General features: G+C 67.8%; 23 protein-coding genes. 9 read left to right on the top strand and 14 right to left on the bottom strand.

From position 1 onward, the window contains the following. Positions 1 to 60 precede the first annotated feature (60 nt). A complete protein-coding gene (locus OHA18_RS35640) occupies positions 61 to 963 on the top strand; it encodes a phosphotransferase family protein (protein ID WP_328999768.1) in 903 nt (300 codons plus the stop codon). On the opposite strand, the gene OHA18_RS35635 is transcribed toward OHA18_RS35640, so the two are convergent. Further along, a complete protein-coding gene (locus tag OHA18_RS35635) occupies positions 960 to 1,649 on the bottom strand; it encodes a class I SAM-dependent methyltransferase (RefSeq protein WP_328999767.1) in 690 nt (229 codons plus the stop codon). The two genes, OHA18_RS35640 and OHA18_RS35635, sit on opposite strands and share 4 nt — an antisense overlap. A gap of 92 nt (positions 1,650 to 1,741) precedes the next feature. Continuing rightward, entirely contained in the window at positions 1,742 to 2,386 is a 645-nt protein-coding gene (locus tag OHA18_RS35630; protein WP_328999766.1) for a GNAT family N-acetyltransferase, read from the bottom strand. A 182-nt stretch (positions 2,387 to 2,568) separates the two neighbouring features. Between OHA18_RS35630 and OHA18_RS35625 the strand changes: the two genes are divergently transcribed. The 3 genes from OHA18_RS35625 to OHA18_RS35615 all read left to right on the top strand — a co-directional run bounded on the left by OHA18_RS35625 (position 2,569) and on the right by OHA18_RS35615 (position 4,526). After that, positions 2,569 to 2,898, top strand: a complete 330-nt coding sequence (locus tag OHA18_RS35625) for a YciI family protein (protein ID WP_328999765.1) — start codon at positions 2,569 to 2,571, stop codon at positions 2,896 to 2,898. A gap of 84 nt (positions 2,899 to 2,982) precedes the next feature. Further along, entirely contained in the window at positions 2,983 to 3,306 is a 324-nt protein-coding gene (locus OHA18_RS35620) for a YciI family protein (protein ID WP_328999764.1), read from the top strand. Next, positions 3,303 to 4,526: an RNA polymerase sigma factor gene (locus tag OHA18_RS35615; protein ID WP_328999763.1), complete on the top strand. Its 1,224-nt coding sequence runs from the start codon at positions 3,303 to 3,305 to the stop codon at positions 4,524 to 4,526. The genes OHA18_RS35620 and OHA18_RS35615 overlap by 4 nt, the downstream gene beginning before the upstream one ends. Here OHA18_RS35615 and OHA18_RS35610 read toward each other — a convergent pair whose 3' ends face one another. Next, the gene (locus tag OHA18_RS35610; RefSeq protein WP_328999762.1) at positions 4,527 to 5,264 is read right to left on the bottom strand and encodes a DUF3626 domain-containing protein; all 738 of its coding nucleotides are present in this window, start codon (positions 5,262 to 5,264) and stop codon (positions 4,527 to 4,529) included. It lies immediately after the preceding gene. A gap of 51 nt (positions 5,265 to 5,315) precedes the next feature. Here OHA18_RS35610 and rox point away from each other — a divergent pair, with 51 nt between their 5' ends. Then, positions 5,316 to 6,737, top strand: coding sequence for a rifampin monooxygenase (rox, locus tag OHA18_RS35605; RefSeq protein ID WP_328999761.1), 1,422 nt, complete (start codon positions 5,316 to 5,318; stop codon positions 6,735 to 6,737). Positions 6,738 to 6,862: 125 nt separating this feature from the next. Here rox and OHA18_RS35600 read toward each other — a convergent pair whose 3' ends face one another. Genes OHA18_RS35600 through OHA18_RS35590 form a run of 3 tightly spaced genes read right to left on the bottom strand, consistent with a single transcriptional unit; the run spans position 6,863 to position 8,902 of the window. After that, positions 6,863 to 7,258, bottom strand: coding sequence for a tautomerase family protein (locus OHA18_RS35600; RefSeq protein ID WP_328999760.1), 396 nt, complete (start codon positions 7,256 to 7,258; stop codon positions 6,863 to 6,865). Positions 7,259 to 7,280: 22 nt separating this feature from the next. Then, the gene (locus tag OHA18_RS35595; protein ID WP_328999759.1) at positions 7,281 to 8,033 is read right to left on the bottom strand and encodes an SAM-dependent methyltransferase; all 753 of its coding nucleotides are present in this window, start codon (positions 8,031 to 8,033) and stop codon (positions 7,281 to 7,283) included. 29 nt (positions 8,034 to 8,062) lie between these two features. Beyond that, positions 8,063 to 8,902 (bottom strand): phosphotransferase, encoded by an 840-nt coding sequence (locus OHA18_RS35590; RefSeq protein ID WP_328999758.1) that lies wholly within the window; start codon positions 8,900 to 8,902, stop codon positions 8,063 to 8,065. Between the two features lie 71 nt (positions 8,903 to 8,973). Between OHA18_RS35590 and OHA18_RS35585 the strand changes: the two genes are divergently transcribed. Beyond that, the gene (locus OHA18_RS35585; RefSeq protein ID WP_328999757.1) at positions 8,974 to 9,906 is read left to right on the top strand and encodes an aldo/keto reductase; all 933 of its coding nucleotides are present in this window, start codon (positions 8,974 to 8,976) and stop codon (positions 9,904 to 9,906) included. 39 nt (positions 9,907 to 9,945) lie between these two features. On the opposite strand, the gene OHA18_RS35580 is transcribed toward OHA18_RS35585, so the two are convergent. Genes OHA18_RS35580 through OHA18_RS35565 form a run of 4 tightly spaced genes read right to left on the bottom strand, consistent with a single transcriptional unit; the run spans position 9,946 to position 12,507 of the window. Continuing rightward, entirely contained in the window at positions 9,946 to 10,494 is a 549-nt protein-coding gene (locus tag OHA18_RS35580) for an isochorismatase family protein (protein ID WP_328999756.1), read from the bottom strand. A gap of 59 nt (positions 10,495 to 10,553) precedes the next feature. Continuing rightward, entirely contained in the window at positions 10,554 to 10,844 is a 291-nt protein-coding gene (locus OHA18_RS35575) for a DUF1905 domain-containing protein (protein ID WP_328999755.1), read from the bottom strand. Beyond that, complete coding sequence (locus OHA18_RS35570; protein ID WP_328999754.1) at positions 10,841 to 11,551, bottom strand: alpha/beta fold hydrolase; 711 nt, start codon at positions 11,549 to 11,551, stop codon at positions 10,841 to 10,843. The genes OHA18_RS35575 and OHA18_RS35570 overlap by 4 nt, the downstream gene beginning before the upstream one ends. After that, positions 11,551 to 12,507 carry a helix-turn-helix transcriptional regulator gene (locus OHA18_RS35565; RefSeq protein ID WP_328999753.1) on the bottom strand — a complete coding sequence of 319 codons (957 nt, stop codon included), beginning with the start codon at positions 12,505 to 12,507 and terminating at the stop codon, positions 11,551 to 11,553. The genes OHA18_RS35570 and OHA18_RS35565 overlap by 1 nt, the downstream gene beginning before the upstream one ends. A 52-nt stretch (positions 12,508 to 12,559) precedes the next feature. Between OHA18_RS35565 and OHA18_RS35560 the strand changes: the two genes are divergently transcribed. Both OHA18_RS35560 and OHA18_RS35555 read left to right on the top strand, forming a co-directional pair. Further along, positions 12,560 to 13,105 (top strand): DinB family protein, encoded by a 546-nt coding sequence (locus OHA18_RS35560; protein WP_328999752.1) that lies wholly within the window; start codon positions 12,560 to 12,562, stop codon positions 13,103 to 13,105. 40 nt (positions 13,106 to 13,145) lie between these two features. Next, positions 13,146 to 14,093, top strand: a complete 948-nt coding sequence (locus OHA18_RS35555) for a helix-turn-helix transcriptional regulator (RefSeq protein WP_328999751.1) — start codon at positions 13,146 to 13,148, stop codon at positions 14,091 to 14,093. On the opposite strand, the gene OHA18_RS35550 is transcribed toward OHA18_RS35555, so the two are convergent. Then, positions 14,075 to 14,509, bottom strand: coding sequence for a GNAT family N-acetyltransferase (locus tag OHA18_RS35550; RefSeq protein WP_328999750.1), 435 nt, complete (start codon positions 14,507 to 14,509; stop codon positions 14,075 to 14,077). The two genes, OHA18_RS35555 and OHA18_RS35550, sit on opposite strands and share 19 nt — an antisense overlap. Positions 14,510 to 14,642: 133 nt before the next feature. Continuing rightward, entirely contained in the window at positions 14,643 to 14,993 is a 351-nt protein-coding gene (locus OHA18_RS35545) for a hypothetical protein (RefSeq protein WP_328999749.1), read from the bottom strand. Positions 14,994 to 15,011: 18 nt separating this feature from the next. On the opposite strand from OHA18_RS35545, the gene OHA18_RS35540 reads away from it, so the two are divergent. After that, the gene (locus OHA18_RS35540) at positions 15,012 to 15,542 is read left to right on the top strand and encodes an LppU/SCO3897 family protein (protein ID WP_328999748.1); all 531 of its coding nucleotides are present in this window, start codon (positions 15,012 to 15,014) and stop codon (positions 15,540 to 15,542) included. 4 nt (positions 15,543 to 15,546) lie between these two features. Here OHA18_RS35540 and OHA18_RS35535 read toward each other — a convergent pair whose 3' ends face one another. Next, on the bottom strand, positions 15,547 to 15,972 hold the full coding sequence (locus tag OHA18_RS35535) for a nucleoside deaminase (protein ID WP_328999747.1): 426 nt from the start codon (positions 15,970 to 15,972) through the stop codon (positions 15,547 to 15,549). Continuing rightward, complete coding sequence (locus tag OHA18_RS35530; RefSeq protein WP_328999746.1) at positions 15,962 to 16,810, bottom strand: LLM class flavin-dependent oxidoreductase; 849 nt, start codon at positions 16,808 to 16,810, stop codon at positions 15,962 to 15,964. Before OHA18_RS35530 ends, OHA18_RS35535 begins: the two co-directional genes overlap by 11 nt. Between the last annotated feature and the right edge of the window lie 22 nt (positions 16,811 to 16,832).

The following is a 16,832-nucleotide window of genomic DNA, read 5'->3' as shown; positions in this document are numbered from 1 at the left end:
TCCCAAGGCGCCGATAACGAACATTATGTCAACTACTAGCTGATCAGCGAGACTTGCCTGATGGTCACAACCCCTCGCCCGGTCATCGACTCGGTGGTGCGGTCCGTGTGCGGCCGCGACGTCGAGCGTCTTGTTCCGCTCGCCGGTGGCGGGATGAACGAGACGTACTGCGCTGAGCTTGCCGGCGATGTCGCTGTCGTCGTCCGGATCGCGCGTCAGGATGTGCCGTGGTTCATCGACGAGGCAGATCTGATAACGCAGGCGCGATCTATAGGCGTGCCGACAGCGCAGGTGCTCGGCCTGGAGCATCTGGATCAGGACGGTGAGCTGCTCTCTTTCTCGATCCAGGAGTTCCTGCCGGGCCGTTCGCTCGAGGATCTCGTCGGCGAGCTGCCTGCCGCTGATCTCGAGCGGCTGGTCGTGGATGCCGGTGAGATCCTGGCGCGGATTCACAGCGTTGTCCTGGACGATCAGCCTGGCATCCGGCACGAACTGCAGTTGCCCGGCGAGCACGAAGTCGCCCGGGTCGCACACATCGTCGGGGAGATGCTCGGTCCGGCGGAGGCGGCGGTCGTCGAACGTGGTGCTGACGTCCTGCGCGAAGAGCTGACGACCCGTGCGGCTCCCCCGGTCTCACTCGTTCACGGCGACTTCTGCCCGAAGAACATCCTGATCCACGATGGGACGGTCGTCGGGTTCATCGACTGGGAGTTCGCCGGCGCGGCGGCACCGGCGTACGACTTCGCCCAGTGGGAGGTGGATGCCGGCGACCCGTTGCCTGACCGATTGGACCTGGTACGCCGCGGGTATGCGCGGGTCGCTGATCCCGAGTCGGCCGATGCGGGCTGGACGCCGGCCTTCGCGATCGAGTGGGCACTCGAAAAGCTCGGCTGGAGGAACCCGGCTTCACCGGCGCAGTTCCGACGTTGCCTGGACGTGATTGCCCGCTACGCCGGCGGTTAGCGGCTGGCGGTCAGGAGGTAGGTGCCTGGGATGTGCATCGCCTGCTCCCCCAGGCCTGGATACATTTCCGATTCGGCATACTCCTGGAGAGAGCGAAGGGTCAGGCCGGCCGCGAGCACTCCGGTGACGATGCTGCTGATGCTCCAGACGAAGCTACGGTGCGGAACATCGGGAGTGCCGATCGTCTGGGTGATCTGCGGAGCTTTCAGTGGGTCTGCGTACCCGTCGCGACCATTATCGAAGTAGTCCCCGTTGACGGAGAGTGCGTTTTCTCCGCGCACCGTCAGAATCTCCCACAGTGGATGATGCTCGCTGATCACCAATACACCACCGGGATTCAGGCGATCGGCGACCAGTTGCATCCATTCGGTGATGTCAGGCACCCAGCAAATGCCGCCCCAGGAAATGTAAATTACATCGAATCCAGTGATCTCCGGGTCAAGCCTCGTCATGTCCTGCTCGATGAACGCGACGTCCACACCCAGCGCTTCAGCCTTCGCGCGGCCTGTCATCAGGTGCGCCGGCGCAATATCCACTGCTGTTACAGCTGCGCCGCGTTGCGCGAACATCAACGCCTCATCGCCCACGGAACACGCGAGTTGCAATACCCGGCGGCCGTGCACATCCCCGACGGCGGCAAGCTCGTCCTCCGTCAGCGCAGTTCCGCCGTTGAGGAAGAACTCCACTGGCTCACCGTGACGATGTGGCGCCAATTGTTCCCAATACGCACGGTTCTGGCTCACAATCTGTGAGTCACTCCCCCGCCGCTCTGAATTCGTCATGACAGGGGCAGGTACTTTCCGCAGGCTTCGATGTTGTGGAGTTGTATGTCGTCGCGGCGTCGCTGTTCCCAGTTGTCCCTGGTCAGTCGCCACCGGTTGAGCACAGCGGGTTCGCCTTGCCGGGTGTCCCAGTCCGAACCGTTGGGCTCGTAGCCGAGAGCACGCGAGATCGCGTTGGAGGAATGGTTGTCCACAAAGGCATCGCTGCCGGCTTCTTTCGCTGCGAGCCCGGCGAATCCGAGGTGCAGGATCGCTGCCCGCATCTCGTGCCCGAGCCCGCGGCCGCGCTGATCGCTGGACAGCCACGAGAAGCTCGTGACCGTTCCGAAGGTGGAGAAATTGACCCCGATGAGATCCTGCATCCCGACCGCCTGGCCGTCCACGACAACCACGAAGTACAGCCGCCAGCGCTCGGGCTCGACAGTCCCGCGGCCACGCCAGATCGACCGCCTCCACTTGGCCACCCGTAGGTCAGGATCCGGCTCGTACAGCGAGATCGGGTCGTCGTACGGCGGCGGCTCGGCGTCCGTCTTGCCGGCCCGCACCACCTCCGCGAGCTCGTCCAGCAACCCGTCCGTAGCCCCACGCAACTCCAGCCTCGGCGTCGTAACCCGCACATCGAGCAGCGGATAGCCCGTCATGTTCCAGCACTCCTACGGTCCCTGACGCCGAGCTCGGTCATGGCGGGCAACGTACCAAGGAGCGGGCTCTGGCTGTACTGGAATTTCTTCGAAGAGGTTTGTCGGATTGGGGTGGAGGTGTTCGTGGAAGGGGTGAGCGGGCGCCTTGCCGGGGAGCTCACAGGTGAAGGAGCTGGTGCTGGATGCGGTACCTCATTTCTGTGATCGATGGGGACGACGGACCGGAGACGGCCGATGAGTTGGGTGCTGTTGACGCATTCAACGTGCGGCTCGAGGCCGACGGGTACTGGGTGTTCGTCGGCGGCCTGGACTCCCCCGCGACTGCGGCCGTCGTCGACAACCGGGGTGCGGAGGCGATCATCACCGATGGGCCCTTCCTGGAGTCGAAGGAGTATCTCGGCGGGCTCTGGATCATCGAGGCCCCGGACCTGGACGTCGCGCTCAAGCTCGCCACGGAGGCGTCGAAGGTCTGCAACCGCAAGCTCGAGATACGGCCGTTCGCCGACGATTGATCGGCTCCCGGGACGGGATACCGTTACTGGCGGCCGGCAGTCCGCGGACCGGAAAGCAGAAGTAACCGGAGGAGATGATCAGAGATGCAGTTCCTGGTTTCTGTGCTCGACGACAAGACCAATTCCGCCACGCCGGAAGAGATGACTGCCATCACGGCATTCAACGAACGGATCATGGCCGACGGCAACTGGGTGTTCGCCGGCGGTCTGGCGGCGCCGGATGCCGCCACTGTCGTGGACAATCGCGACGGCGGTGCCATCTTCACCGACGGGCCGTATCTGGAGTCGAAGGAATACATCGCCGGTCTCTGGATCATGGAGGCTGCCGACCTGGACGCGGCGCGCAAGCTCGTGGTCGAGGCGTCGAAGGCCTGCAACCGCCGGCTCGAGGTGCGGCCGTTCCTGTGAGCGATGTCGAGGAGACGATCACCCGGGTCCACCACGAGGAGTGGGCGCGGGTGATCGCGTCCCTGACCAGGCGGTTCGGCGATCTGGACATCGCCGAGGAATCCGCGGCCGAGGCGTTCGCGACAGCCGTCGAACGCTGGCCGGACGACGGCGTACCCCCGAATCCCGGCGCCTGGCTGACCACGACCGCCAACCGCAAGGCCATCGACCGGCTCCGGCGCGAGAACAAGCGCGACGACAAACATAAGGAGGCTCAGATGGCGTACGACGACCCGCCCGAGCCTCTCGGCGTCATCGACGACGAGCGCCTGCGGCTGATCTTCACCTGCTGCCACCCGGCGCTCGCGATGGAGACCCGGGTGGCGCTGACGCTGCGGATGGTCGGCGGGCTGACCGTGCCCGAGATCGCCCGCGCGTTCCTGGTCCAGGAGACCGCGATGGGGCAGCGGATCACCCGCGCGAAGGCCAAGATCAAGGCGGCGCGCATCCCGTACCGCGTCCCGGCCGGCGACGATCTCCCCCAGCGCGTGTCCGGCGTACTCGCGGTCCTGTTCATCGTCTTCAACGAGGGCTACCTGGCGACCAGCGCCGACACGGACCCGGTCCGTCACGAGCTGACCGCCGAGGCGATCCGGCTCGCGCGCCTGATTCGCGCCCTGCTGCCGACCGACGGCGAGGTGGTCGGGTTGCTGGCGTTGATGCTGATGACCGAGGCACGCCGTACGGCGCGGGTGTCGTCGACCGGAGAGCTGGTCGCCCTCGATCAGCAGGACCGTGGGTCGTGGGATGCCGCTCTGATCGCCGAAGGTCATCGATTGGTGCGCGAGCGTCTCGCCGCTGGGATGCCTCCTGGGCGGTACCAGATCCTGGCAGCGATCAACGCCGTCCATACCTCCGCCCGCGACGTCCGCGACACCGACTGGTCGCAGGTCGTTGCCCTCTACAACCAACTCGTCCGGGTCGACCCCTCGCCGATCGTCGCTCTCAACCGGGCGATCGCGGTCGCCGAGCTCGACGGTCCGGAGGTGGCGTTGGCGACCGTCGACGAACTCGAGGACAGCCTCGCCGGGTATCACGCCTACCACGCGACCCGGGCCGACCTGTTGCGCCGGCTCGGCCACAGTCAGCAGTCGCGCGCGGCGTACGACAAGGCCATCGAGCTGGCCGGCAACACGGCCGAGACGGCCTACCTCACCCGCCGCCGCGACCAGCTCGGGTAGTCAGTTCCGGCCGAACCGGGCCAGGCAGTGCCAGACCTGTTTGATGGATTGAGCGGGGTGTACACCGGACCGGGCAGCATGACCTAGCACTTCAGGCGTCAGCTCCGAGCCGAGCGACCGGGCCAGGTCGACAATGTGCTGACCGCGGTACGTCGGATCGAAATCGGCCGGTGCGGCGCGGAATCCCGGGTGGTACTCGACGGGGCAACCGAGCGCGTGTGCGGCCTCCTCGACGCGTGTGCCGATGAACGACGGATCGAGGACCACGGCGTCCACGTCGGTGTCGAGGCGTACGTCGCCGTGAACGTGGGCTTCGACGTACTCGTCGAGATCATCGGAGCCGGAGTCGTCGGCTAGTTGGCACAACTGCGGCAGGAAGCTCTGGTCGCCGAAGTGTTCCGGGGCGCGCGCGGAATCCGGGAAGCAGAACGTCGACCGGTCCACCGCCTCCGGTTTCAACCGAAAGTACGACGACCCGAACCGGATCCCGCCGCCGTACGGATCGCTCCGCCGATTCCACACCCCGTAGACAGGACGAGTCGCTTCGGGTTGTTCGTCGTACCGCCGGGAGAACAGCCGACTCTCCCAGCGCCATCTGTCCCCACCCGGGAACGCCGTCAGCCCACCATTGGAGATCCCGGTCGCGAACTGCGACCGATAGAACCCGTCCGCCGCCATGGACTCGACCACCAGCTGTCCTTGGTGCGGCCAGTTGGGGTGGAACTGCAGGGTGATCATCGGCGGTCTCTCAAGGTCGTCAAGGGGCTGGACGTGTAGCTTGCAACATCTATGGACTCTCCGTACGACGTGATCATTGCCGGGTGTGGGCCGACCGGCGCGATGCTCGCCGCCGAACTGCGGCTGCACGAGGTGCGGGTGCTCGTTCTCGAGAAGGAAACCGAGCCTGTCTCGTTCGTCCGCATCGTCGGTCTGCATATTCGCAGTCTCGAGCTGATGGCGATGCGCGGACTGCTGGATCGCTTGCTCGAACGCGGACGACGGCGTCCGGCCGGCGGATTCTTCGCCGCCATCGACAAACTCGCGCCAGCGGGACTGGACTCCGCGCACGCGTATCTGCTCGGTATTCCGCAGCCGGTCATCGTTCAGCAGCTCGAGGAACACGCGATCGAGCTGGGGGCGGAGGTTCGGCACGGTTCTGCGGTGGCCGGGTTCGAGCAGGACGACGACGGTGTGACCGTCGAGCTGTCCGGCGGCGAGGAGGTTCGGGCGCGCTATCTCGTCGGGTGCGACGGCGCGCGCAGTACGGTGCGCAAGCTGAGCGGCGTCGGCTTCCCGGGCGAGCCTTCGCGGAACGAGACGCTGATGGGCGAGCTGGAAGTGGCGGCGCCGCGGGAGGAGATCGCCGCCAAGGTGACCGAGGTCCGCGAGACCAACAAGATCTTCAGCCTCGTACCGTTCGGCGAAGGCATCTACCGTGTCGTGGTCCCGGTCGCGGGAGTCAGCGCGGAGCCGCCCACGCTGGAGGATTTCAAGCGGCAGCTCCGCGCCACCGCCGGTACTGATTTCGGCGTGCATTCGCCGCGGTGGCTGTCCCGCTTCGGGGATACCACGCGGCTGGCCGAGCGTTATCGGGTCGGGCGGGTGCTGCTCGCCGGCGATGCGGCGCACATCCATCCGCCCACCGGCGGGCACGGCCTGAACCTGGGTCTGCAGGACGCGTTCAATCTCGGCTGGAAACTGGCCGCACAGATCCGCGGCTGGGCGCCGGAGACCCTGCTGGACACCTACGAGACCGAGCGTCATCCGGTCGCTGCGGACGTGCTGGACAACACCCGCGCGCAGATGGAGTTGCTGTCCACCGAACCAGGCCCGCAGGCCGTCCGCAGGCTGCTCACCGAGCTCATGGACCTCGATCAGGTGAACCGCTACCTGATCGAGAAGATCACCGCGATCAGCATCCGCTACGACTTCGGCGACGGCCCCGATCTGCTCGGCCGCCGCCTGCGCGACCTCGACGTACAGCAAGGCCGCCTCTACGATCTGCTGCATCGTGGCCGCGGGCTGCTGCTCGACCGCACCGAACGCCTGACCGTTGACGGCTGGTCAGACCGGGTCGACTACGTCGCGGATCCCATTGCGGTGCTCGACGTTCCGTGTGTCCTGCTGCGGCCCGACGGTCACGTCGCCTGGATCGGCGACGACCAGCAGGACCTCGACAACCACCTCACCCGCTGGTTCGGCAAACCCTGATTCATCACAGCGGTCCCGTCACGGGTCGATCGCAGTTCGGTGCCGGTGTTCGGCGATCGCTCGGGAGCCCCGGCGGTACAGGAACACCGACCTCATGTGACGGGTTGCGCGCAGTCCCCTGTGGTTCAGACGTTGATGTTGAAGCCCAGGTCCAGGTCGGAGGCCGGGTGGCCGCCGCGGAGACCCCAGTTCTGGGTGGGGTGGTCGCGGACCAGGATCGTCACGTGATCCGGCGGGATGTTGAAGGGCTTCAGGTTGGCGATGATCTCCGTGTAGAGGATGCGCTTGGCCTCGAGTGACCGGCCGGCGAAGCAGTCGATGGTGACGAGGGTGAAGTACTCCGGCTGGGTCAACCGCGGCGAGCAGGCGAAGCGGTGTGGGGCATGGACGACGAGGCGCACATCCTTGTCCTGCGGCGGAATCTGGAACGCGGTAACCACCGCCTCATGCACCGCATCGATCAGGGCAACTTCCTCCGCCTCGGAGTACTCCCGGCGTACCTCGATCTGCGTGGTTGGCATGCGGCCGATCCTTTCACGAGAGCTAGTTGAGGTGGGCGACGAGGCGGGTTAGGCCTAGGAGGGTTCCTTGGTCGGATTCGAGCATTTGTTCGTCGGGTTCGTAGCCGCGGCCTACCTGGGCGCAGGTCTTCAGCCAGAGGAGCCAGTCGGCCCAGCCGTTCGGGAGGAAGTCGGCGGTTTCGACGGTGACCAGGTTCGTGCGTTCCCACAGTTGGCGCCACCAGTCCGGCGGCAGCCAGGTGCACAGGTCCGGCCCCCAGCGGGTCGCGAGGTACGGCGGTGGCGTGAGTGCGGGCGCCGTACGGATGCCGGGGACGATGACGCCGATCGTGGCGTTCGGGCGGAGGAACTGGGTGACGTAGCCGAGGTAGTCGGCGCCGGTGGCGAAATAGTTGAAGGCCCCGACGCTGACGATCGCGTCGAAGAAGCCGTGCGCGAACGGGAGCTTGTGCGCGTCGGACTGGATCGGGTGAACGCGGTCGGCGGCGCCGGCGTCCTGGATCCGGGCCCAGTTCTCGCTCGGGTCGACCCACAGGTCGGTCGCCCAGACCTCGACGTCGTACTCACGGGCGAAGAAGATCGACGTGAGCGCCGTACCGCAGCCGAGGTCGAGGACCCGCATGCCGGGCTGGAGCGTCATCGTCTGCATCAGGCCTTCCGCGCTCCAGAGTGGATGCGGGCCCATGAGGTTGTCGACGATCCATTGCTGGTCGTAGGTGTTGGACCGCGGATATCGGTCGAGGATGAGCGCTTCGCGCAGGAGTTCGGTGGACATGAGGTGACGATGTCAGTGCGCTCGAGCCGTCACAACGGAGTTTCGCCGAGGGCCTCCGCGATCATGCGGTGACCTTGTTGCTCGAACGGCTCGTCACCGACCTGGTATGCCCAGACGCAGGTGCTGATGGCCTCGCGGACCTGGGCCCGGTGCCAGACGTCCGGCTCGCGTGGGTTGGGGCCGTACCCGTTCAGGAAGGCCGTCTCCAGTTCGGGGTCCGATCGGAACTGCTGGACGGCCAGGCGGGCGAGGTCGGTGTACGCCGGGCGGAGGCCTGCCCGGCCGAAGTCGATCACCCGGATCGTGCCGTTGTCGGTCAGCCAGTTGCGCGGCTGCCAGTCGCCGTGGGTAGGCACGAGGGTCGCCGGTGGTGCCGGCCATCCCGCAACCTCTGCTCGCAGGCGGTCGGCCAGCTCGGGCGCGATCCGGTGCGGTTTGCCGAGGTAGCTGAGCGTTCGCCGATTCTCCGTGGATTCGTAGGCGTCGTCCGGTACGGCGGATTGCCGGTGGAACTCGGCCAGGAGTTCACCGGCCTCGCGGTAGGTCGCCGGAGCCCATTCGGCGGGCGAGCCCTGGACCAACTCGCCCGGCAGGAACCGCGTCAGGACGAGTTTGGCGTCGTCGTCGGCGTGCACGAGCTGGGGCGCCCTCCCCCGCGCGGTCCACGGCGTCAACCAGTTGCGGTGGGCCCGTATCTCGCGGGCGAGGTGGTGGTCGGCCGCGTCGCCGGCCTTCGCGATGTAGCGCTCGCCGTCGTGCCGGAGCTCCAGGACGAGGGTGCCGATGAGACCCCAGCTGTGGTCCTTCACGAGCTCGGCCGACGGCAGCCAGGCGTGCAGAAGTTCTTGCTGTTCGCCGGTGAGTCCCACGTGCGCAGACTAACGCAGAAAGAATGCGGGGAAAGGTGGACGAATGTCCTTCGAGGATTTATCCTGGCCTAATGCAGAATTCACAGGTAAATACCTCTCTACCATTAAACCTATCATCGGGAATTGCGGAACGCAAGCCCGGCGAATTCTGGCAGCTCGGGGACCGTGCGGTCCGGCGGATCGGGTTCGGGACGAAGCGGCTCGCGGGTCGTGACCTCGGCGGTGCGGATCTGCAGGAGCGGGCGGTCGCGCTGCTGCGGCGCGCCGTCGAGCTCGGGGTGAACCATCTCGACACGGCGGCGTTCTATCCGAGCCACGGCAAGGCTGGTGAGACGTCGTTCGAGAGCCTGGACTGGGCGAACGACGTGATCCGCCGGGCGCTCGCGCCGTACCCGGAGGATCTGGTGATCGCGACGAAGGTCGGGCCGACGAACGACGGGCTGGCGCGGCCGGACCAGCTGCCGGCGCTGGTCGAGCGTGATCTGCGGGCGCTCGGCGTGGACGCGCTGGACCTCGTCAATCTGCGACAGCACGGGCTGACGTCGATCGCGGAGCATTTCGGAGTCCTGGCCGAATTGCAGGCGAAGGGCATGATTCGGCACCTGGGTGTGTCGAACGTGCGCGTGCCGCTGCTGCAGGAGGCACTGGAAATTGCGCCGGTGGTCGCGGTGCAGAACAGGTACAGCGTGGGATTCGGGCGGACGAACGACGAGATCCTCGGCGTGTGCGGTGAGCTCGGGATCGCGTTCGTGCCGTTCTTCGCGCTGGCTGCTGCGTCGCGCGAGGCGGGCGGTGTGGCCGATTCCAAGGCCGTGCAGGAGATCGCGGATCGTCATGGCGCGACGGCCGCACAGATTCGCCTGGCGTGGACGCTGAGCCGAGGCCCGCACGTCCTCGCCATCCCGGGCACCTCCAGCCAGAAACACCTGGAGGAGAACCTGATGGCAGGTGACATCACCCTGTCCCCCGCCGACCTCGCCACGCTCGACGCGATCGTCGACTGACCGGCGACGCCGGGGCGGCCCGAGCCGCCCCGGCGTCGCCTAGAAGCTGAGCTCCTCGGCCTTCTGCACCGCCGCGGTGCGGCCGGGGGCTTGGTGGTACTGCCAGTAGAGGTTGGTGTGGGCGATCACCTTGTCAGGGGTGGGAGCGCCGTACTCCGAAAGGTCTTCGGTGGTGTGGGCGTCGCCTACCAGGGTGACGTCGTAGCCGCGGACGAAGGCGCCGTGGATGGTGGAGCGGATGCATTCGTCGGTCTGGGCGCCGGTCACGATCAGGTGGCCGATGCCAGCGCGGGCGAGCACGTCCTCCAGGTCGGTCGCCTCGAACGAGTCGGGGTACCTCTTGTGGACGAGCGCCTCCGAGTCGTCGCGGGACAGCTCAGGCACGAACTGCCACTGCTCGCTGTCCTTCACCAGGTTGTCGCTCGAATGCTGGACCCAGACGACGGGCACGCCGCCGGCGCGCGCCTTGCCGACGACGGTGCTGATGTTCGCCACGATCTCGTCCCGCGCGTGTGCCTCGGCCACGACACCGTTCTGTACGTCGACCACCAAGACGGCCTTGTTCGGCCGATCAGCCAGCGTGGACATGCCCGCCACCTCCCTTTCCCGGATGTACGACGGAACGCTAGACCGGACCGCCGACAGTTTCAGACCCGCAGCCGCAGTCGCACCGTCGGCACGTCGCCGTCGTCGAGATCCTCGGCCCTCCGGACGGACGCCTTCACCGGCAACAGGTACCGCCCGTCCTTGGGGAACATCGACGTGGCCCAGACGCTGCCGCCGATCTCGGCGGTCACCGGGATCATCCCCCACCCGTACGTGACGAAGTTCGACTCGGCCTCGAAGTACGCGCACTCCTCCTCGGGCACGGTGATGAAATACCACGGCGCCGGCCCGCGCCAGTACCAGATCTCACCCGCGAACTCGATGTCGTTCATGCTTCCACCCACTCGTCCAGTGCCCCCAGAAAGTCGTCGAGGAACCCGTACCAAACACAATGCCCGGCGCCACGGACAGCCTGAACCGAGAACCCCATCTTCTCGAGCTCGCGGGCTCGCTCCGTCGACACATACCGGCTCGGCTCGGCTCTGACCACGAGCGACGGAATCGTCGGAGCCGGGACAGTCTGCGCGGTGTAGGAGTGTTGGAGGGCGACGGCGGTGTCGACGTCGAACTTCGCCGCCGCCTCAGCCTCAACTCGGCAGTCCTCCGCGGACCAGCGGGGACGCGTCGCGCGCAGGCGGGACTCCGTGCGCGCGGCGCGGGCTGTCGTGAAGCGTTCGCGGAGTCCCGCAGGTGGTGGATCTGCGCGCGAGCTGTCGAGGGGTACGTCGACGTACACCGCCCGGGCCGGACGCAGTTGGGACAATGAATGGGACAGAACGATGGCGCCGAGCGAGTGGCCGATGGCGAGTGCCGGCTCGTGGTCGACGGACTCGACTACGGCGTCCACGAAGAGGTCCATCGTGGCGTCAGGGGCCGGTGGAGAGTCCCCGTGGCCGGGTAGGTCGAGCGCGATCACCCGGTAGCCGCGCTCCGCGAGCGCAGGACCGAGTTGGTGGTACTGCGTGGCGCTGCCGAGCATGCCGTGGATCAGGACGGCGGTGCGGGGGCCGGAGCCCCACGCCAGAGTGTTCAGGCGCATCAGTCGACGGTGTCGGCGAGCGTGCTGGCTGCGAGTAGGCGTTGTCCCAGGGCCTTGGAGGCGGCTTGGATCTCGGGGCTGCCGAGGATGCGGTACGGCGCGAGGATCGCGGTCAGGTGGGCGGCGTACCAATCGGGTTCGTCGGTGCTGGCGAGGAGGCGGGTGTGCGTGTCGTCGATGGCTTCGAGGCGGCCCATGCTGCGTGGGATCCAGCATGCGGCGTCCGCCCGCGGCGCGTCGATCAGCACCTCGATCGGGTACTTCCACCCCATCGCCAGATGCTCCTCGACCGCGGCCAGTGGATCGAGGTCGGGAGGCGTGAATTCCTCGGCGAGCGGCTCGACCTTCGTGACCTTGTCGACGCGGAGCACCCGTTGGGAGTCCTTGGTGTGCGACCAGCACAGCAGGTACCACCGGCCGCGCCGTACGACGACCGCCCACGGATCGACCTCCATCGGCCACTCGTCGTGGTGGCGGCGGTAGTGGATCCGGACCCGGCGGCAGGCCGTGCTGTACGACACGAGCGCGGCCGTGATCTCGGGCTCCGGCGTACGGACACCCGGATCCGGACCGCGGGCGCTGACTCGCCGGATGGCGTCGGTCGACCGGGCGATCTGCTCGGGCAGCACCCGGATGATCTTGCCGAGCGCGTTCTCGACCGGGTCGGCGGCGCCGCGTGGTCCTTCGAGGACGGCCATCACCAGACCGAGCGCCTCGGTCGTGCTGAACATGAGTGGCGGCAGGCGGAGTCCGCGGCCGACGCGGTAGCCGCCGTACGGGCCGCGGACGGACTCGATCGGGATGTCGGCCTCGCGCAGGATCGCGACGTACCGGCGGGCGGCTCGTTCGGAGACGCCGAGCTTGTCGCCCAGCTGCTCGGCGGTGATGCCGGGGCTGTTCTGGATCAGCTCGAGGACCATCAGGGTCCGGGCCGTCGGGCTCACGTCGTACGCCATCGCTCACCATTCCGGAAGGTATCCGTCCGGAACCGAGGGTAGCGTCCACGGCATGGACAAGGAAAGCGCTGTGGAGCTGCCGGCCGCCGGCGACGAGGTGCAGACGTTGCTCGGTGCATTGGACCGCAACCGGCGCACGTTCGCCTGGAAGTGCTCGGGGCTCGATGCGGCCCAACTGCAGAGTCGGCTGGCTCCGTCGACGATGACGTTGGGCGGACTGATGAAGCACCTCGCCCTGGTCGAGGACGACACGTTCACGAGGCGGCTGTTCGATCGCGAGCTCGGTGAGCCGTGGGCCGCGGTCGACTGGGACTCCGATCCTGACTGGGAGTGGCGGACGGCGGCCTCCGACTCCCCCGAGGAGCTGCTGGCGCTCTGGGAAGCCGCGGTACGGCGTTCGCGTGCGATGGTCGCGGACGTGATGAGCGACGGCGGCCTGGACCGGGTCGGGACCTTCGTCTGGCCGGACGGGCGGTCGACGAATCTGCGCCGGCTGGTCGTCGACCTGATCGAGGAGTACGCGCGGCACACCGGCCACGCGGATCTGATCCGCGAGTCCATCGACGGCCTCGTCGGCGAGGGCGCACCGGCAAACTAAGTGCTCACCTGGTGAGCGGTTTGTCTGCGACGATCGGACCGTGCGAGCGGATCGGTTGGTGGCGGTGCTGTTGCTGATGCAGGCCCGCGGCCGGGTGACCGCCGCGGAGGTCGCGGACGAGCTGGAGATCTCGGTCGCGACCGCGCGGCGGGACCTCGAGGCACTGTCGACGGCCGGCATACCGGTTTATCCACAGCCCGGACGGAACGGCGGCTGGCAGCTGGTGGGCGGGGCCAGGACCGACCTGAGCGGGCTGACGGCCACGGAAGCGCAGGCGCTGTTCCTCCTGGTCGGTCCGGCGGCATCGATCGCGCCGGATGCGAAGGCCGCGCTGCGCAAGCTCGTCGGCGCGCTGCCGGACACGTTCCGCGCGAACGCGCAGGCCGCGGCCGAGGCGGTCGTGATCGATCCGGCGCGCTGGGGCGCGCACCCGAAGGAGCGCCCCGAGCTGGTACGCCGCCTGCAGGACGCCGTCGTACGCCGGAACCGGGTGCGACTGGTCTACTCGGGGCGCGGCCGGGAGACGGCGGAGCGGACGGTCGATCCGCTCGGGCTCGTGGACAAGGACGACGTCTGGTACCTGATCGCCTGGACCGATCGGGGCCAGCGCACCTTCCGGGTCGATCGGGTGGTGAGTGCCGAGACGACGGACGAGTCGTTCGAGCGGCCGGACGGGTTCGAGTTGTCGACCGCGTGGGCCGAGATCGTGGAAAGGATGGAGGAGCGGCGGTCGGGGCTGACGGCAACCGTGCTGATGGACGAGCGGCACGTGTGGGTGATGCAGGACCGGCTCGGCCGCAATTGCGAGGTCGACGGGGCGGACGGTGGACGGGTCCGGTTGCGGATCACGGCACCCACTCCCCTGATGATCGCCCAGGAGCTGGCCGGCTGGGGTGGGTCGATCGAAGTGGTCGACCCGTCGTCGGTCAAGGCCGAACTGGCGCGCCTCGGCCGCGAGCTGACCGATCGCTACAGCGGGATCGTGTAGAGGATGAAGCCGCGGTTCTCGGCGACCTGGTCGTAGAGGCGGCGTGCGGTCGCGTTGCTCTCCTGGGTGGACCAGTAGACCCGGCCGCAGCCTTGCTCGCGGGCCCAGTCGGTGACTGCCGCGATCAGCGCCCGCGCCGCGCCTTGTCCGCGCGCCTCCGGAGCGGTGAACAGGTCCTGCAGGTAGCAGGAGTCCGGCGCCGTCGTGCTGGCATGCGTGAGGAAGTGCGTGATCCCGACCAACTGCCCGTCCAGCCGCGCACCGAGCGCATGGACCTCGGCATCCTGCTGGAATCTGGTCCACGCCTGATCGAAGAACTCGTCCGGCATGGTCCGTCCGTAGAACTCGTTGTAGCCGGCGAAGAGGACCTGCCAGGCGTCACGGTCGGTAGAGGTCAGGGGGCCGATGGTGAGCATGCGCCGAACTGTGGCATATCCACCGCCGAGTGGACCATCGAGGTGAGTAAGGTGCCATGGTTCAGCGTGTCCCGACCAAGCCTCAGGAACATCCGTGACCACATCCCCTCCCCAGCCGCCGCAGAACCCGTACTCAGGTCAGCCGGCCGGCTACGGTCCGCCCCAGCAGCAGTTCCCCCAGTACACCCAGCCTGACCAGCAGCAGCCTGGCCAGCCCGGTCCGCAGCCGGGTCAGTACCCCGGCCAGCAGCCCGGCCAGCAGCCCGGTCAGCAGCAGTACGGCCAGCCGTACCAGCAGGCGCCCGGCCCGCAGCAGGGTCAGTACCCGCAGGGCCAGTACCCGGGCCAGCCTTCGGGCCAGCAGCCGCAGTACGGCCAGTCGTTCCCGCAGCAGGGCGCCCAGCAGGCGTTCGCGCCGCAGGGCCAGATGGCCTGCCGGTTCTGTGGTGGCTACCCGGCGGTCGAGGCGACCGTCCGCGGCCACCAGGGCATGATCATCCTGATGCGGTTCCTGAAGCTGCAGGGCCCGTTCTGCCGGACCTGCGGGATCGCGTCGGTCCGCGACATGACCTCGAAGAGCCTGTGGCAGGGCTGGTGGGGCGTCGGTTCGTCGATCATCAACCCGATCACGATGCTGATGAACATCGGCCCGATGCAGAAGTTCAAGCGCCTCCCGGAGCCGCAGCCGGGCCCGGGCCGGCCGATGGACCCGGGCAAGCCGCTGGTCCAGCGGCCGGCGATGCTGATGCTGCTGCTGCCGATCGCGGTGATCGCCCTGATCATCGTCGCCAACCTCAACTCGACCGAGGCGAAGGCGAACGTCGGCGCGTGCGTGGTGAACAACGGCACCTCGAGCAGCCCGGACGTGAAGGTCGTCGACTGCACGTCGTCGGAGGCCGAGTACAAGATCGTCGGCAAGATCGACGACTCGACCGACGACAGTCAGTGCGACCAGTTCGAGGGCGCCCAGGCGTCGTACGTGTACGAGCAGGGCTCGACCAAGTACACCCTCTGCCTGACACCGGTGAAGTGATCGCTCAGACGTAGTAGCCGTCCACCGGCACGCGCGCCTCGTCGTACAGCGCAGGTCCTTCCTGCGGTACGGCGGGGAAGCTGCCGGTGGACTTCAGGCCGTCGAGCTGCTCGCCGGACAGCGCGTAGACGACCCGGCCGAGGCCGGAGCGTGCGAGCGCGCCGGTGCACATCCCGCACGGCTGGCAGCTGGTGTACATGGTGGTGCCGGCCGCGACCTCAGGGGTCAGGTGCTGCGCGGCCCAGACGGCGAGCTTCAGCTCCGGGTGGAAGCTGATGTTGCCTTCGCTGAGCGTGGTGTTGTGGTCCTCGGCCAGGACGGTCCCGTCCGGCCCCACCAGCAGCGAGCCGAACGGCGGGTCGCCTGCCTCGCGTGCGGCCGCGGCCAGCGCGATCGCCCGGCGGAGGAATCCTTCTGCCTCAGGTGTCACTTCGTCTCCAAGAGTCTCTGATAGTCGCGAGTGCCTGCCAGGCCGTCTCCGGCCGTTCCGTCTCGGCGGGGTCGCCGACGAAAGGATCGAGTACGACGCTCTGCGCGCCGAGCTGCCGCAGTACGCCGAGATCCTCGACCACCTGCTCCACTGTGCCCTCTCCGGCGACGCGATCGTCGTCAGGCAGCGGCTTGTCCGTCAGCCGGAGCAGGATGCGCGGCGCGAACCCGGGAACCGGCTGATCGAGCGACGCCGCGATGGTCCGGAGCTGATCCAGCCCCGAGCGCAGTTGGTCGAGGCGTTGGCGCAGCGGATGCCACGCCGTACCGAACCGTACGGTACGGCGGAGGGCCGCCGGACTCGCGCCGCCGACCCAGATCGGGATCGTGCCGCCGCCGTAGTCGGCGGCGTCGGACCACGCGCGTCGAAGCTCCGCGAGCAACCGGTCCGTCTCGCGGCCGCGGTCCTCGAAGCGGGCGCCCAGGGCCTCGAACTCCTGGCGCGCCCAGCCGACCCCGACCCCGAGGACGAGCCGGCCGCCGCTGAGCTGGTCGAGGTTCGCCGCCATCCTTGCCACGAGCAACGGATGCCGGTACGGCGCGATCAGCACGGTGGTGCCGAGCCGGACCTGCTCGGTGATCCCGGCCAGCCAGCTCAGCGTGGTGAACGGCTCGTAGAACGGCGCCGGATACTGCTCTGCGACGTCCGGCGTGATCACCACGTGGTCGGACACCATCAACAGGTCGTACCCGAGTCCCTCGACCACGCGCGCCCAGTCCCGCAAGCGCCTGGGATTCGTCCCGGGCCCGAAGTTCGGCACATTCACTCCAAGTTCCACGCCCTCAGGCTATCCAGGCAGC

It is taken from the genome of Kribbella sp. NBC_00709, from assembly GCF_036226565.1.
Classification (GTDB): Bacteria; Actinomycetota; Actinomycetes; order Propionibacteriales; family Kribbellaceae; genus Kribbella.
This window is presented reverse-complemented; position numbering and strand designations above follow the sequence as displayed.

What these genes read in the sequence shown, in the direction of transcription:
- OHA18_RS35570 (WP_328999754.1), bottom strand. Translation starts at nt 11,551, where the DNA reads ATGCGCCTGAACACTCTGGCGTGGGGCTCCGGCCCCCGCACCGCCGTC.
- OHA18_RS35625 (WP_328999765.1), top strand. Translation starts at nt 2,569, where the DNA reads ATGCGGTACCTCATTTCTGTGATCGATGGGGACGACGGACCGGAGACG.
- OHA18_RS35610 (WP_328999762.1), bottom strand. Translation starts at nt 5,264, where the DNA reads ATGATCACCCTGCAGTTCCACCCCAACTGGCCGCACCAAGGACAGCTG.
- OHA18_RS35540 (WP_328999748.1), top strand. Translation starts at nt 15,012, where the DNA reads ATGCGGTTCCTGAAGCTGCAGGGCCCGTTCTGCCGGACCTGCGGGATC.
- OHA18_RS35630 (WP_328999766.1), bottom strand. Translation starts at nt 2,386, where the DNA reads ATGACGGGCTATCCGCTGCTCGATGTGCGGGTTACGACGCCGAGGCTG.
- OHA18_RS35595 (WP_328999759.1), bottom strand. Translation starts at nt 8,033, where the DNA reads ATGTCCACCGAACTCCTGCGCGAAGCGCTCATCCTCGACCGATATCCG.
- OHA18_RS35620 (WP_328999764.1), top strand. Translation starts at nt 2,983, where the DNA reads ATGCAGTTCCTGGTTTCTGTGCTCGACGACAAGACCAATTCCGCCACG.
- OHA18_RS35600 (WP_328999760.1), bottom strand. Translation starts at nt 7,258, where the DNA reads ATGCCAACCACGCAGATCGAGGTACGCCGGGAGTACTCCGAGGCGGAG.
- rox (WP_328999761.1), top strand. Translation starts at nt 5,316, where the DNA reads ATGGACTCTCCGTACGACGTGATCATTGCCGGGTGTGGGCCGACCGGC.
- OHA18_RS35565 (WP_328999753.1), bottom strand. Translation starts at nt 12,507, where the DNA reads ATGGCGTACGACGTGAGCCCGACGGCCCGGACCCTGATGGTCCTCGAG.
- OHA18_RS35550 (WP_328999750.1), bottom strand. Translation starts at nt 14,509, where the DNA reads ATGCTCACCATCGGCCCCCTGACCTCTACCGACCGTGACGCCTGGCAG.
- OHA18_RS35640 (WP_328999768.1), top strand. Translation starts at nt 61, where the DNA reads ATGGTCACAACCCCTCGCCCGGTCATCGACTCGGTGGTGCGGTCCGTG.
- OHA18_RS35575 (WP_328999755.1), bottom strand. Translation starts at nt 10,844, where the DNA reads ATGAACGACATCGAGTTCGCGGGTGAGATCTGGTACTGGCGCGGGCCG.
- OHA18_RS35560 (WP_328999752.1), top strand. Translation starts at nt 12,560, where the DNA reads ATGGACAAGGAAAGCGCTGTGGAGCTGCCGGCCGCCGGCGACGAGGTG.
- OHA18_RS35580 (WP_328999756.1), bottom strand. Translation starts at nt 10,494, where the DNA reads ATGTCCACGCTGGCTGATCGGCCGAACAAGGCCGTCTTGGTGGTCGAC.
- OHA18_RS35585 (WP_328999757.1), top strand. Translation starts at nt 8,974, where the DNA reads ATGCAGAATTCACAGGTAAATACCTCTCTACCATTAAACCTATCATCG.